The 14,114-nt window shown below is 63.5% G+C and carries 13 protein-coding genes; 3 read left to right on the top strand and 10 right to left on the bottom strand.

Translation table 11 applies throughout. The features are described 5' to 3' along the window. The first annotated feature begins 23 nt into the window (after window positions 1-23). Window positions 24-1,163: an ROK family transcriptional regulator gene (locus ACI3K3_RS21425; RefSeq protein WP_404917408.1), complete on the top strand. Its 1,140-nt coding sequence runs from the start codon at window positions 24-26 to the stop codon at window positions 1,161-1,163. A 206-nt stretch (window positions 1,164-1,369) separates the two neighbouring features. Here ACI3K3_RS21425 and ACI3K3_RS21420 read toward each other — a convergent pair whose 3' ends face one another. Next, window positions 1,370-1,951 carry a LysR substrate-binding domain-containing protein gene (locus ACI3K3_RS21420; RefSeq protein ID WP_404917438.1) on the bottom strand — a complete coding sequence of 194 codons (582 nt, stop codon included), beginning with the start codon at window positions 1,949-1,951 and terminating at the stop codon, window positions 1,370-1,372. Between the two features lie 6 nt (window positions 1,952-1,957). Here ACI3K3_RS21420 and ACI3K3_RS21415 point away from each other — a divergent pair, with 6 nt between their 5' ends. Continuing rightward, window positions 1,958-2,131 (top strand): hypothetical protein, encoded by a 174-nt coding sequence (locus ACI3K3_RS21415; RefSeq protein ID WP_404917406.1) that lies wholly within the window; start codon window positions 1,958-1,960, stop codon window positions 2,129-2,131. A gap of 226 nt (window positions 2,132-2,357) precedes the next feature. Here the strand turns inward: ACI3K3_RS21415 and ACI3K3_RS21410 are convergent, their stop codons facing one another. The 6 genes from ACI3K3_RS21410 to ACI3K3_RS21385 form a co-directional block, all read right to left on the bottom strand. Further along, window positions 2,358-3,290 carry a metallophosphoesterase family protein gene (locus ACI3K3_RS21410; RefSeq protein WP_404917404.1) on the bottom strand — a complete coding sequence of 311 codons (933 nt, stop codon included), beginning with the start codon at window positions 3,288-3,290 and terminating at the stop codon, window positions 2,358-2,360. 66 nt (window positions 3,291-3,356) lie between these two features. Further along, the gene (locus ACI3K3_RS21405; RefSeq protein WP_404917402.1) at window positions 3,357-5,843 is read right to left on the bottom strand and encodes a TonB-dependent receptor; all 2,487 of its coding nucleotides are present in this window, start codon (window positions 5,841-5,843) and stop codon (window positions 3,357-3,359) included. Between the two features lie 79 nt (window positions 5,844-5,922). Further along, the gene (locus ACI3K3_RS21400) at window positions 5,923-6,870 is read right to left on the bottom strand and encodes a FecR family protein (RefSeq protein ID WP_404917400.1); all 948 of its coding nucleotides are present in this window, start codon (window positions 6,868-6,870) and stop codon (window positions 5,923-5,925) included. Next, complete coding sequence (locus ACI3K3_RS21395; RefSeq protein WP_404917398.1) at window positions 6,828-7,400, bottom strand: RNA polymerase sigma factor; 573 nt, start codon at window positions 7,398-7,400, stop codon at window positions 6,828-6,830. Before ACI3K3_RS21395 ends, ACI3K3_RS21400 begins: the two co-directional genes overlap by 43 nt. 153 nt (window positions 7,401-7,553) lie before the next feature. Next, complete coding sequence (locus ACI3K3_RS21390) at window positions 7,554-9,125, bottom strand: phospholipase D family protein (protein WP_404917396.1); 1,572 nt, start codon at window positions 9,123-9,125, stop codon at window positions 7,554-7,556. A gap of 121 nt (window positions 9,126-9,246) precedes the next feature. Further along, the gene (locus tag ACI3K3_RS21385) at window positions 9,247-9,729 is read right to left on the bottom strand and encodes an Rrf2 family transcriptional regulator (RefSeq protein WP_404917394.1); all 483 of its coding nucleotides are present in this window, start codon (window positions 9,727-9,729) and stop codon (window positions 9,247-9,249) included. Between the two features lie 66 nt (window positions 9,730-9,795). Here ACI3K3_RS21385 and ACI3K3_RS21380 point away from each other — a divergent pair, with 66 nt between their 5' ends. Beyond that, window positions 9,796-10,596 carry a class I SAM-dependent methyltransferase gene (locus tag ACI3K3_RS21380; protein WP_404917392.1) on the top strand — a complete coding sequence of 267 codons (801 nt, stop codon included), beginning with the start codon at window positions 9,796-9,798 and terminating at the stop codon, window positions 10,594-10,596. Between the two features lie 73 nt (window positions 10,597-10,669). Here ACI3K3_RS21380 and ACI3K3_RS21375 read toward each other — a convergent pair whose 3' ends face one another. From ACI3K3_RS21375 to htpG, 3 genes are all read right to left on the bottom strand, one after another. Then, complete coding sequence (locus ACI3K3_RS21375) at window positions 10,670-11,650, bottom strand: AI-2E family transporter (RefSeq protein ID WP_404917390.1); 981 nt, start codon at window positions 11,648-11,650, stop codon at window positions 10,670-10,672. 203 nt (window positions 11,651-11,853) lie between these two features. Further along, window positions 11,854-12,051 (bottom strand): hypothetical protein, encoded by a 198-nt coding sequence (locus tag ACI3K3_RS21370; protein ID WP_313435627.1) that lies wholly within the window; start codon window positions 12,049-12,051, stop codon window positions 11,854-11,856. Window positions 12,052-12,243: 192 nt separating this feature from the next. Next, window positions 12,244-14,109, bottom strand: coding sequence for a molecular chaperone HtpG (gene htpG, locus ACI3K3_RS21365; RefSeq protein WP_404917436.1), 1,866 nt, complete (start codon window positions 14,107-14,109; stop codon window positions 12,244-12,246). Window positions 14,110-14,114: the final 5 nt, after the last annotated feature.

Raw genomic sequence — 14,114 nt, 5'->3', positions numbered from 1 at the left:
CTTAACAGCGTGGTTGTCCTTCGATGAAATTCGGCCGTGAAGCCGCATCCCTGCCAAACCACCGTGCACTGTCCGCCAACGAGCGGATTCTGCTGTCGCAGCTGCAGCGCTTTTCTCCTCTGTCACGGGCGGAACTGAGCCGGCGCACCGGCCTGGCCCTGCCTACCGTCAGCCGCCTGAGCGAGCAATTGCTGCGCGACGGCCTGCTCGTGGCCGACCAGAAAGTCATGATGAGCAGCCTCGGCCAGCCCAGCACGCCCCTGTCGGCCAATGCCGACGGCGCTTTCGCGTTCGGCGCCACCTTGCGCGCAGAGCAGCTCTCGATGGTGCTGGTCGATCTCATGGGCCGGGAACGTGCCCGGCGTGTCGAGGCTATAAGCGCGCCGCGCCTCGATGCCGTCATGGAGCGCATGGCGATCCTGACCGAAGATCTGGTGAACGACGCTGGCGTGGCAGCGGACCGGGTTGCAGGCATCGGCATCGCCGTACCCGGATTCTTCATCGGCGAGCCTCCCCTCATAAACGCCCCGCTCGGCATGGAGGATTGGGCGGTCGCTGAACTGGAAGAGGTTCTCGGAAAGGCCCTTGCGCTTCCCGTGGCGGTCGAGAACGATGGCAGCGCGGCAGCGGTGGGCGAGCGAATCTATGGCGCCGGCCGCGAAGTGGACAGCTTCGCCTATTTCTACATCGACCGTGGCTTCGGCGGTGGAATTGTCCAGTCCGGCCGTCTTCTGCGCGGCGCTCATGGCAATGCGGGAGAGTTCACAGGCCTCATCCCACCGGAACAACGGTCCTCGCGGCCAACCCTGGCGCTACTGCTGCAACTCGCGAATGCGGCAGGCAATCAGCATGAGACGATCGCGGCGTTGCTGAATAATCTGGACGTGCAAGCCCCATACGTCGACGATTGGTTGCGCCAAATCGGTCCGGCGACCGATCTGGCGCTCTCTGCCGTAGCAGCCGTTTTCGATCCAGCGGCTGTCGTTCTCGGTGGCCGGTTGCCCACGGATCTGGCTCAAAGGCTTGCTGAACAGAGCGCTTTCTACTCCGTCCCCGTCCGCGATCGCGACCGACCGTTCCCGGTTATCCTGCCCTCCCAAATCGTGGGTGATGCCGCAGCGCTCGGCGCCGCCGCCGTGATATTCGATCGCCTTTTCTTCTGAGCTGCGATCGCAGCTCGTTGGCTAATGGGTACGTGCGGACCTCCCAACAGCGGACCTTAATGAACACTGGCAGAGCGACTTTAACAGGTCGGCATCTGCCAGCAATTCCGAGATCGACGAAGGCATTGCCAGGCGTGAAATTGTACGTTTGCATATCCTAAGAGGCTAAGCTGTTGATCTATACCGCTGTGAACCTTCAGCCACTGTCACAGACGGACATGCACGGCGGCGATGTCAATGAAACTGCGCACCTTGGGCACACGGAACCGCGCAGCCGGCCATAGCATTGTAAGCGTCCCAGCCTGTTCGATCTCGCCGTCTAGTAACGGAACGAGCGAGCCTTGAGCGATTGCATCACGCACCATGAAGCGCGGGAAGCAGCCGATGCCGGTGCCGTCGATCACCAGTTGGAACAGCGGGTCGATGACGCTGGCAGTCAGGCTGACGGGCGCGATGAAATCGGGGGCTGTCCGCATCGCCCATGGTGAAATCCGGCCTGTCGCGGATTTCTGGCGCAAACAGATGTGATCGCTCAGATCCTGTGGAATAAGGGGAAGGCCGTGCTGCCCAATGTAAGACGGTGCGGCCACAAGTTGCCATTCTATCGTGCCCAGCACGCGCCGCAACAGGCGTGAATCGCCGGTCGCGCCGGTCCGCACGACCACATCGAAGCCTTCATCGATAATGTTCACGAGTCGGTCGCTGTAGTCGATCTCGAGCTCGACATGGGGATATTCCTTCGCGAATGCCGTGAGCGCCTTTGTAAATAGGGGCCCGGATGGCGGCAGGCGACCATGATCGCGGATGGAGCCATCGATCTAGCGGGCTTTGGGCAGCCGTTTATTTCGAATCCCGATCTGGTCGCAAGGCTCCGGCACGGCTGGCCGCTGGCAGAGCCCGATCGTGAGACGTATTATGGTGGGGCAGCGAAGGGCTTTATCGACTATCCCGCTTTCGAGAACGCCTGAGAAGGAGACTGGCCGGAGACTTCAGGCCGGTGTTTTGCAGGGCCGGTCTCTCCGGGTTTAAGCAAATCGAATGCCTAGTGAAAGCGGTCGGAACCGCAGCGACCTAGGAACGACGTGGTTTGGTCGCGACCTGCGGGTGAGGACTAGGGCGCCAAGCGCCGATGACGGCGCGCCAAAATGGTGTTTCGGCTTTCCTTGACGGCTGGCCATCCGCCTTCCTAGATCATCAGATTGCCACGTCTTCCCGATCCACGCTGGAAAATCCGTAGGTGCGATAGCGGCTTGTCACCACCCGACCGGAAATCGTAATTTCGGTGTACCCCTCTGGCGTGCCGAGGAACGATCCGCGCCAGTCCGCGCCCGCCACCGCCCCGGTGGTGATGAAAGCGATGCCGTTCAGTTCGATCCGCTCGTAAACGTGGCTATGCGCCTGAAGTACGGCCAGCACGTTGTGTTCGCGCAGGATACGCAGCACCTCGCGGCCGTTGGTCACGAAGGTCCAGTTGTGCGGGGTGTCGAGCCAGGCCTCTGGCTCGTAGCACTGCATCGCCGTGACCAGCGGGATATGGGTGACAACGACGATGCGGGTGCCGCTGGGCTGCGCGGCGAGGTCGGCGCGCAGCCATTCCAGTTGCTCGGCATCGACCCGACCTTCGTAGTTGCGGTCGGGCGTGATGCCCATCGAATCCAGCACGACGAAGTGCACGCCCTTGTGATCGAAGGCGTAGTAGCGCGGACCGAACCGGTCGACGTAGAACTGCTTGCCGTGATCGCGCGCGGAAGGGTCGATGCCGCTCTTTGCAAAGACGCCCAGGCAGTCGTGGTTGCCCAGCACGTGGTGGACCGGTTTGCGCAAGTGCTGCCGCTCGGTGCGCTGGTAGAGGTCCATCAGCATCGTCGCCCGTTCGCGGCCGACTTCCATGGCGTCCTCTATATGATCGCCGCCCTGGATGACGAAATCGACTTGGGAGGCGGAAATCTGTTCGAAGCACATTGCGCAGCCGCGATCGGCGCCGCGTTCGGGAGCTATGTGGCAATCGCCCATGAACGCGAAAGTGAAGCCCGCGTCGGCTGTCGTGGCGCTTGCCGCCACGGCGTGGGATGTCAGCGGCACGAACGGCGCGCTCATCGCCAGTTTCAGAAGATTGCGTCGTTCCATGCGGAGTACCTGTCGGCCAGAGGGAGAGGGCGGCCTTCTCCGTCAGGGAAGGCCGCCCGGATAGGTTCAGAAGTGGACGCGCACGGTGCCGAAGACCTGGCGCGGCGCGGCGGTCTGGAGCGTCGTGTAGGTTCCGTTGGGGTCCGAGGTTACGAAGCCGGCGGTGCCGGTCGAGGCGATGTAGCGCTTGTCGAAAACGTTCGTCACGTTGACCTGGACGTCCAGCGTCTCGCTGAAGCGATAGCCGGCGGACAGGTTGACGTTGACGGCGCCGGGCAGCGCCGCGTCGTTCAGGTAGCTGTAGTAACGCCGGCTGCGGTAATGGGCGTTAACGCCGCCCCACATGGTGCCGTCGTCGTAGGTCAGCTCGACCGTGCCGACGTTCTTGGGCGAGGCCACGACCTGCTTGCCCTTGGTGGCCACCAGCGTGCCGCCCAGCGGCTGCACGTCGTCGTCATAGGTCGCATCGTTGTAGGCCCAGCTGCCATAGATCGACCAGCCCGGCGCGAACTTCCAGTTCGCCGCCGCCTCGACGCCGCGAGACGAAACGCTGCCGACGTTCTGGAGCACGTTCTGGTTGCCCACCACCGTCGCGCTGATCGACGAGGCGAGCAGGCGATTGGTGAACTTCACGTAATACCCGGTAAGCGATACCTGCAAGGCGCGGTTGTGGAAGCGATAGCCGCCCTCGAAGGTATTGGTCATTTCCGGCTTGAGGTCGGACCGGATGTAGTCGAACCCGGCCTGAGAGCTGCTGGAGAAAGGACCGTTCGACGTGGAGGCGACGAAGGCGGCCATGTTGCGGGTGTAGTCGGCGAACAGTTCGTTGCTGTCGTCCAGCTTGTAGAGCGCGCCCACCGTCGGCAGGAACCAGTTCTTCGCCTGGATGGAGCCGTCGATCGGCTTGGTGCTGACGACGCTGTGCGCCTTGTTGGTGGAGACCACGCCCTTGACGCCCGCGTTCAGGCGCAGGCGGTCGGTCGCCTGCCAGGTGTCGCTGATGTCGAGTTGCAGCGTGTCGGTCTTGTACTGGTTGTAGAAGGTCGTCTTGAACGGGTTGCTGTAGAACTGCTGGAAATCGTCCGGCGCTTGTCCGGCTTGCAGACCGTAGAGATACGACCCCTGGTTGAAGGCGTTGCGTTCGTACCAGATGCCGCCCTCGATCTTGTGCCGCCCCGCATCGAACTTCAGGCGCGAGATCACGCCCTTGCGGTTGATGTCATAGCGCAGCGCCGAAACCGAGATCGGCGAACCGCCGTAGGCTTCAGGGGTCGGATCGTAGGGGCTGGCCCAAGTGCCGATGCCCTTGTCGAGGTGGATATAGCCGGTCGTGAAGCCCGAAAGGCGCGAACCCAGCTGATATTCCAGCTTCTCATAGGCCAGCAGATCGCGGCGCACGCCGCCGCCCTGGTACACCGCGTCGTCGGCGTTGACGTAAGGCGCGGGCGGGGTACCGCCGTTCTGCACGATCAGTGCCAGCTGTTCGGCCAGGGCATAAGTCGGGACGTTGTCGAAATTCCAGCCGTAAGTCTTCAGCCGGGCCAGCGAGACATCGTTGTAGTCGTCCTCGCGGCGGTGGATCATGTCGAGGAAAGTGGTCGAAGTCACACTATCGCCCAGGGGCTGGACGTATTTCGCGTTGACCTGGTCCTGCTCCTGCTTGCCCCAACCCCGCCACTTGCCCTGGCGGTCATGGGCGTAAGAGATCGCCAACCGGCCGCCCCAGGGCAGATCGCCGCTGTTCATCCGCACGAAGGAACGCCAGGAATTGGCGCTGCCGTAGCTCTGTTCCAGATCGAGGCCGAACCGCGCGGTCGGATCGATCGAGGTGAAGTCCACCGTGCCGCCGATGTTGCTGGTCGATGCGGTGCCGAGCGCGCCGCTGCCCTGCGACAGCGTGGCCGGGCCGTTGTTCTCGGTCAGCAGTGCGCGGTTGATGGAAAGGCCGTTGTTGTTGCGGTACTGCATGTTGCCCAGCGGCACGCCGTCCAGAGTATAGCCCATCTGGTCGGTCAGGAAGCCGCGGATCGAAAGCTGGGTCGCGGCCTCGTAAGTGCCGCGCGCATCGGAGGAATCGAAGTTCACGCCCGGCAGGCGGCCCAGCGTGCGCAGTGGCGAGGAGCCTGGCGTGGCCTTTGCCATCGCCGCGGTCGAGACCGTCTGCACCTGCCGCGACTGTCCCTGGCCCAGCACGACGATGTCCTGCCCGGCCACGCTGGCGGTGCCCTTCGCGTCGCGCGGCTCGCCGGAGACGGCCTTGAGCGAGATCATCGAGGGGGTTTCGTCAGCGATGACCAGGCCCTGGCCGGCGATCAGCCGGCGGATCGCCTCGGCCCTTGTGAAGCGCCCGCGCAGCGGTGCCACGCGGCGGGTGGCGACGGCGTCGTAAGGGAAGATGACATGTACGCCCGCCTGGCTGGCGAACTGATTGAGCGCGGTGGCGGTGTCGCCTGCCTTGATATCGAACTGGACGTGCGCCGCCTGCCCTTGCGCAAAGGCGGCAGCCGGCAGCGCGGCCGCCACGATGGCGGTCGTCGTCAGAAACTTGTGCATGGAAATCCCCGCTTGGTGCGATTGTCGGTGCAAGGATGATCGGGCGAGGAAGAACCGCTACTCGCCCCCGAAATAATTTTCAGCTGCGGGTCAGGACGGTTCCGCCGTTGGCTCCTGCTGTGGCGCGCACGCCGAACGAGCTGCGCAGCGCCTGGAGAAATTCTTCCGGGTCGGTGGTCGAGAACGTGCCGCCCAGGCGCAGCCGCGACAGGGCGGGATCGCCGATCACGATCTTGTTCGGCAGATAGCGGTTCATTTCCGCGAGCGCATAGTCCAGACTCTCGCCATTCAGGACCAGCGTGCTCCGCTGCCAGGCGGTGACGCGCGACATGTCGGCTTCGCTACTCGGGTGGATGCTGACGCGGCCTGCCGTTGCCAGCGCAATTTCTCCCGGTCCGATCGGAGGGGCTGAACTACGCGCGATGCTGCCAGCCAGCACTGCCAGCTCGCAGCCGGTGTCGCGCAGCCGTGCGTTGTAGGTTCCCGGCGCCAGCTGGAACGTCCCGTCGGGCGCGATCAGGTCCAGGCGCTGTCCCGCCTCCAGCCGGATCGCGACTTCGCCTCGCTCCAGCCATACTCGTGCAGGCGTGCCGTCCTTCCAGTAGACGCAGCTGTCGGTATTGAGATCGAGCAGCAGCCCGGGCGTGGCAGCGACTGTCCGCCGCTTGCCAATATCGGTGGTCGCCTTGTTGCGCGCATAGGCGCGATAGCCGAAGCCGCCGCCTATGACCGCCACTGCCGCGATCGACGCCGCCGCCTTCAGCAGATGGCGACGGCCCGGACTCGCAGGCACTTCCGGTTCTGACGGCAGGGTGCGATGCACCTCGTCCTGCGTGACGCGCAGCGCGTCCATGTCGCGCCAGCTGTCAGCCACTTCCACGAAGGCGATGGCGTGGCGCACGTCACTGTCGCGCCAGGCCTCGAAAGCCGCGACATCGGCCGATCCCGCATCGAGCGCCGCCAGCCAGGCGGCGGCCTGCTCGGTCAGGTCAGCGTCATGCTGCGGGGGGGCGAAACGGCCGGACAAGATTCCTCCACCTGAATGTCACTGTCGCGCCGCGCCTTCGTGACAAGGGCAAGCCCCTTAGCGATATGCTTTTCCACGGTCGAGACAGATATTGAAAGGGCCTGCGCGATGGCGGCCGGCGGCATGCCCTGAACCTTGCGCATATGCATGACGCGCGCGCACTGCGGAGGCAAGCCGTCGATCAGCCGCAGCAACCGTTGCAGTTCCGACCGCCCGGAGGCAACCGCAAAGGCATCCGGCGAGGGATCGACCGGGTCGAGCGCCTCCAGCGAAGCCACCAGTTCGATCCGCACCACGTTCGCGCGGCGCAGACGTTCCAGTGCAAGATTGCGAATCGTCGTCAGTACGAAGGCACGCGGCGCCATGATGGTGCGATAGTCGCGCGTGTTCAGGACGCGGGCATAGGCTTCCTGCACCAGGTCGTCCGCATCATCCCGCCCGCAGAAGTGCGCAGCCCTTGCAAGATAGGCCGCCTTGTGGGGAAGAACCTCTGCCATGAACCAGCGATCGATTTCACGCAGCCAACTCAACGCACGCTCCAAAGTTTCGAGCTGCCGCGTAGAGACGCTTTCTTACATTTGCGGGACAATTCCGCGAAGGAACCACGTTCGCTCCGTTGCGTGGCACACCGTAACAAGGCGGCGAACGTGAACTCAGGAAAGGGAGGCAAGCGGACGGCCGGCTTAGAGCAGTTTCCCGATGGGCAGCTGGCTCGCCACCTTTATGATCAAATGATCGGCCAACGTCATGTCGGGCTCGCGGGTGTGGACGGTCTCGGATCCTTCGGCGCGTTCTATCCAGCGTAACTCGCCGTCGGTCGACTGAGTGACCTCATAGGCCATTGCCGGCACCGTGTCTTCGAACCTGTCGGCAACACGCGAGGCGAGTTCGGCGCTATCGATCACGAACCCCATCTCGGTATTGAGGTGGACCGAGCGCGGATCGAAGTTGAAGGAGCCCACAAACAGGCGTTTGCGGTCGACCGCAAAGGTCTTGGCGTGGAGGGTCGACGCGCTGGAGCGCAAAGCCGCCATCGAGCCGCCGCCCGAACCCCGTAACGTGCTGCCGATACCCACGCGTTGACCGCGTCGCCGTTCCTTGCCGCTTTGCGGGTGCCTGCTCTTTCCGCAGATCTCGAACAGCCGGATCCCGGCGGATAGCAGGTCCGCGCGCCAGGGCGCATAGCCGGCGTGGACGACGCCAACATCGTTAGCGGCATAGCTGTTCGTCAGCACCGAGATGGCAATGCCGCGCCCGGCAAGCCCGGTAAACATCGCCGTACCCTGGCGGCCGGGCACGAAGTAGCCCGCTACCAAGCATAGCTCGTGTTCGGGCTCCCCGATGGCGCTCTCTATCTGACCGGCCAAGAGCGAGCTCTCAGGCATGGGGCCGAGCGCCTTTTCCGGCGGGTCGCTGATCAGGCGAACCGGCGCCCAGGTCAGAGCGATGGTACCGTCGACTATCGAGCGGATCAGCGGTAGGTCGCGGATCCGCTCAACGAACTTGCGGGAGGAGCGATCGCGCTCGATGATAGAGGCTCTTTTTGCGAGTTCCTGCCGCTTTGATTCCGACATGCGCGGCAGGATCTGCGCAGCGGGGTAAGCAGATGCGCAATCCCAGTAGCGCTCGAAATCCTCTGCCACCGCGTCCACCACCGGGCCTACCGCGAGCACGTCGAGATCAGCGAACAGCCCGCCATCGCCGGTCCCGAAATATTCGTCGCCGATATTGCGTCCGCCCACGATCGTCACCGCCCTGTCGGCAGTGAAGCTCTTGTTGTGCATGCGCCGGTTGAGGCGGTGGAAGTCGAAGACGAAGCCTATCGCCTTGGGAAAGCGGATGCGGAACGGATTGAACAATCGGACAGCGATATTGGGATGACGGTCCAGGGCGGCCAGAATCGTGTCGAGCCCGGATATGCCGTTGTCGTCGAGCAGCAATCGTACTGCAACGCCCCGCTCAGCCGCCTGATGGACCGCCTCGAGCATCAAAGTGCCGCTGCGGTCGCCGTGCCAGATATAGTATTGGAGATCGAGCGTGCGTTCCGCGGCCTGCGCGAGCTGCATGCGGGCGGCGAAGGCGTCGTGTGCGTCGTCGAGGAGGCTAACGCCGGACAGGTTGGGATGAGCGCCGACCGCGCCCGAGGTCGCCCGGGCTAGCGCACTGGATGCTTCTCCCTCCACGCCTGGCCTGGCCGGCGGGGGTGTCTTACGCTGGGGCAGGCGACATAGCCGGTCCAGCGCGCTCCATGCCAATGCGACAAGGCCAGCGCTTAGCGCTAGCGCGCCAGCGCCACGCGCAAACGATGTTCTTAATCCGGGCGTGATGATGCGGCGCAAAATTCCCCCTTGTCGACGTAAGACGTCCGATCGCTGCCTAGGTTCCCGCGTCGCGATCTTCGGGCGCTGGGTTGCGGAGGCGCGGCGTCTGATCGACCGGCCTGCAATGGGCCTCGAACCCTCGCGCCAGTTCGGCGAGACTGACGGCATCCAACCGCGCGATCAGTATCGCTTCGGCGCCTCGCAGCGCGTCCTCCACCGCAGCGTTGACGGCCTTCTCGACCGCGCAATCCGGATTGCTGTGCTCGCTGCCGATAGCGAAGACGCGGGGACCGCCCACCGCGCGGTGGACATCCAGTAGCGAAACCGCTTCCAGATCTGCGGCGATCGCCCAGCCGCCGCCATGCCCTTTCTCCGACCGCACATATCCGGCATCGCGCAGGCCAGCCATCGTGCGGCGCACGACCACGGGGTTCGTCCCAAGCATCCGCGCGATTGCCTCGGACGTCATCGGCCCATCGTGGCGTGCCATGTGGAGCAGCACATGGAGCATTCTGGAAAGGCGGCTGTCATTACGCACGGCTTGATCTTTCTCGGACGGTCGGGAGTTGGCAAGCGCATCTTTTCACGATACTTATGATGTTACATGATTCGTGGAGCGTTGGCCATGCAGGAATTCGAGAACCCCGACCATTGGGATACGGCTGCTCAGCATTATGAGAAGACCGCTCATCCCTTCACCATGTATTATGCCGAGGCGGCACTGGCGCGTGTTCCGCTGACACCGGAAAGCCGCGTTCTCGACGTCGCGGCCGGCACCGGCGCGCTTGCGCTGACGGCTGCACGAAGCGGCGCGCGGGTGCTCGCGACGGACTTCTCGCCCGGCATGGTGGCGCGCATTGCGGCCGCGAACATGCCCAATGTCGAAACGCGGGTGATGGACGGACAGGCCCTGGAGCTTGACGATGGCAGCTTCGATGCGGTGTTCTCGATCTTCGGCGTCATCATGTTTCCCGACTGGCGCAAAGGCCTCGCCGAAATGGCAAGGGTGACGCGCATCGGCGGGACAGGTGTGGTCGCGACCTGGCAGGACCGGGGTGCCGCAACCTTCCTGCTGCTAGGCCAGATTTGTCGCAAGCTGTTCCCCGATCGTGAGGGCATGGTTATGCCGGACGCGGTCAGGGCGCTCAGCGATCCGGCCGACTTCGCCAGCGAACTGGTCCTGGCCGGATATCGTGATCCAGAGATCGAACATGTCACCCATGACTATCCGCTCGACATGACCCTGCTGGTCGAACCCGATACCCTGTTCGGCATGTCCCCCGACTGGACCAGTTTGAGCGATGAGGAGAAGAGGGCGGTCATCGCCGAAGTCCGAGCCATGGCTGGCGATCGCACAATCCTTCCCATACCTTCGACCGCGCTTATCGCAGTGGCCCGGCGTTGATGCGCGATCGCCTGCGCTGGAACTTGCCGCCCGAGGTCGGCGCCTGTGCTGCCCCGCGCAGAGGCGATTACAGTTACACTTCCACGTTTTTACCCAGCAACGTCTTCACATAGATACGCTTGACGAGGACAAACAAGGTTATGGTCAGAGGTGCTGCGAGCAGTACGCCGAGCACTCCAAACAGCGTACCCGCGGCGACCACCGTGAACAGAAGCACTGCGGGTGGGACATCGACCGCCTGCTTCTGGATCATGGGCTGAAGGAAGTTGCCCTGCAGCTGCTGGATCAGGACGAACAGCAGGATAACCCACAGCGCGGTCTCCGGGGATTGAGTGAATGCCAGCAGGACCGCCGGCACGCCCGAAATTACCGGTCCGATCATGGGGATGACGTCGAGCAGGCCGGCAATGACACCGAGGCCGCCGGCTGACGGTACCCCGAGCAGCGCCAGGCCCGCAGACGTCAGGGTCGCCACGACCACCGAAGAGATCGCCTGACCCTTCATCCAGCCATTGAGGCCACGGCTCGTATCCGTCAGGGCATCGTCTGCCGTCTTCACCGCGCGGTTGGGCACCAGGAGAAGAAGGCCGCGGCGATAGACGCCTGGGTCGGCGGCCAGAAAGACTGCTGCAAAAATGACCAGCACGAGGTTGGTCAGGCCGCTCCCGATCGCCAGCATGTAGGTGCCCACCTTGGTCAGGGCGCCCGACAGACTGTCCTTGCCTTGCTCCAACATACCGTTGCCGGCATTCCCCAACCCCATGCGTTCGAGGAAGGCCTGCATCTGTTCGATGCCTTCGGGCAGGCTTTGCCGGATCGTGTCGAACTGGCTGGTCAATTGGGCACCAAACAGCACGAAAGCGCCGATGAAAGTCCCCAGTAGAAGGAACACTGCGAGCGCCAATGCCCAGGCGCGGCCGATCGAGAGGGAAGAATAGATGATGCGAGCGATCGCGTCGAACACAACGGCCAGGACCACGGCGGCGAACACCAGCATGAGAAAGCTGGCAAGGCGCACGAACAGCAAGCCCACGCCCAGGATTGCGACGACCATGACGGCGGCAACAGCGACCCGGCCAAGCGTCCAATACTGCTGAGGGCGAGGGGGGAGCGAGGGATCCACTTTGAGCATCCTTTAAAATTCAACCAGAACTCTGGCGGCGCTGCGTGTAACCTTCTACCCGCAAACCTGAGCGACAATGGGCCGGCACCCAGTTCGCTGGTCGCCGGCCCTTCGATATGATCTGACGCCTTTGGTTACTTGTCGCCGATCACCGCGCCCGCGGTCCCGCCGATAATGGCGCCTTCCGTGGTGCCAAGACCAGTAGCACTGCCGACTACGGCGCCGCCGGTGCCGCCGATCAGGCCGCCACGGGTCGCGCCATGCGAGCAGCCGGCCAGTGCCGCGCCGGCCATGAGGGTAAGGATCAGTCCGCTCGCGATTTTGGTGTTCATGGAATTCGCTCCTGTTGCTGTTGCGGCTTGAGCGAATGGACCGCCGTGATGTTCCGGGAGCAACACATTGAAATTGGAACCTTGTAGCTGTGTGCAACGAAAAGCGAACGCCAAGGCCTCAACCGAGAGGCACGAGTCGGAAGTGATCGGACAGCCAAGGGAGAGGGGAGCCAAACGGCTCCCCTCATCTTGTCATCCCAGGGTTTTGGCCATCAACCGCTCGAGACGCTCCACGAAAGCGCGCGGGTCGGTCGGGGCTTCGCCTTCGGCGATCCGTGCCTCGTCGAGCAGAAGGAACGAGAGATCGCGCAAGTCGTCGTCGCTAGCACCGCTTTGCGCCAGCTTGCCGATCAGCGTGTGACCGGCGTTTACTTCCAGGACCGGCTTCGCCCGCTCCAGTGCTCGTCCGGCGGAAGCCAGCATCTTCTCGAGCTGCAGGTCCATCGCATTGTCGGGCGCGACGATGCAGACGGCGCTCGTGGTCAGGCGGTCCGAGACGCGCACATCGGATACGTATTCGGCCAAGGCATCCTTGGCGAAGGCGATGAATCCGGTCACATCCTCGCCGGCATTCGCAAGCTCGCCACCTTCCGCCAAGGGAATGAGGCTGAGATCAGCGGCTCCCTGCGTAACTGACTTGAACGGCTTACCCTCGAAGTCCGCGCCCATCGTCGTCCAGAAGCTGTCGACCTGGTCGGGCAGCAGCAGTACCTCGATGCCGCGTGCCTTGAACCCTTCGACTTGCGGAGAATCCGCAATCCGATCGAGATCGGTTCCCGTCGCATAGTAGATCGCCGTCTGGTTTTCCCGAAGCGAGGCGACGTAATCCTTGAGCGAACGCCATTTGCCGTCCGACATGGTTGTCTTGAAACGGGCAAGGCCCAGCAGGGTGTCGCGCCGCGCATAGTCCTCGTACAGACCCTCCTTCAGCACGGCCCCGAAGTTTTCCCAGACGGCCGCGTAACGTTCGGGCTCTGCAACGGCCATCTTTTCCAGCTCGGAAAGGATGCGATTGCTTACCCCCTTCTGTATTGCCGAGAGCACAGGACTGTCCTGGATCATTTCGCGCGACATGTTGAGGGGAAGGTCCGCGGAATCGACGAGGCCCCGCACGAAGCGCAGGTAGCGCGGCAGGATTTCCGCTTCGTCGGTGATGAACACGCGGCGGACGTAGAGCTTGATGCGCCCGTTGCGATCGGGATCGAACAGGTCGAACGGCTTGCTCTCCGGAATGAAGGTAAGCACCGAATATTCGTGCCGCCCCTCTGCCCGATAGTGAAGCGTCAGGGCAGGCTTGTCGAACTGGCCTGCCACGCTGCGGTAGAAGTCGGTGTAGTCTTCCTCGCTGATTTCGGACTTCGGCTTGGTCCACAGCGCCGCGCCGTCCGCAACCTGCCGAGCTTCCTCGTCGCTTCCGGTTTCCTCGATGAAGATCGGGACCGGCACATGGCCGGACTGTGCCTTGACGATGCGCTCGACGCTGTAGCGCTCCGCATAGCTTTTCGCATCGTCCAGGAGATGGAGGGTCACCTTAGTCCCCCGTACCGGGGCCTGCTCCGGATCTGCGGGTGCGATGGTGTAGGTGCCGAGGCCGTCGGAAGACCAGCTGGCAGCGTCGCTTTCGCCCGCGCGGCGCGATACGACATCGACCTTCCCGGCCACCATGAACGCCGAGTAGAAACCGACGCCGAACTGACCGATAAGCTGCTGGCCCTCTCCGTTCTTGTCGGCGGAGAGCCGATCCATGAAGGCCTTGGTACCGGAGCGGGCGATGGTTCCCAGCGTCTCGGCCATGTCGGCTGCGGTCATGCCGATGCCGTTGTCGGCGACCGTCAACGTGCCGGCTTCCTTGTCGAGCGTGATGGTGATCTGCGGCTGCGGGTCCTCGCCAAGGAGCGATGGGTCGGCGATCGCTTCATAGCGCAGCTTCTCACACGCATCGGCCGCGTTGGAGATCAGCTCGCGCAGGAAGACGTCCCGGTCAGAGTAAACCGAGTGGACCATCATGTGCAGCAGCTTGGAGACATCCGCCTCGAAGGCACGGGTTTCTGGGGCGATAGCGG

It is taken from the genome of Novosphingobium sp. ZW T3_23, assembly GCF_044987305.1.
GTDB lineage: Bacteria > Pseudomonadota > Alphaproteobacteria > Sphingomonadales > Sphingomonadaceae > Novosphingobium.
This window is presented reverse-complemented; position numbering and strand designations above follow the sequence as displayed.

Coding starts and splice junctions, on each gene's coding strand:
- ACI3K3_RS21425 (WP_404917408.1), top strand. CDS start 24: ATGAAATTCGGCCGTGAAGCCGCATCCCTGCCAAACCACCGTGCACTG.
- ACI3K3_RS21415 (WP_404917406.1), top strand. CDS start 1,958: ATGATCGCGGATGGAGCCATCGATCTAGCGGGCTTTGGGCAGCCGTTT.
- ACI3K3_RS21410 (WP_404917404.1), bottom strand. CDS start 3,290: ATGGAACGACGCAATCTTCTGAAACTGGCGATGAGCGCGCCGTTCGTG.
- ACI3K3_RS21405 (WP_404917402.1), bottom strand. CDS start 5,843: ATGCACAAGTTTCTGACGACGACCGCCATCGTGGCGGCCGCGCTGCCG.
- ACI3K3_RS21380 (WP_404917392.1), top strand. CDS start 9,796: ATGATTCGTGGAGCGTTGGCCATGCAGGAATTCGAGAACCCCGACCAT.
- ACI3K3_RS21375 (WP_404917390.1), bottom strand. CDS start 11,650: ATGGTCGTCGCAATCCTGGGCGTGGGCTTGCTGTTCGTGCGCCTTGCC.
- ACI3K3_RS21370 (WP_313435627.1), bottom strand. CDS start 12,051: ATGAACACCAAAATCGCGAGCGGACTGATCCTTACCCTCATGGCCGGC.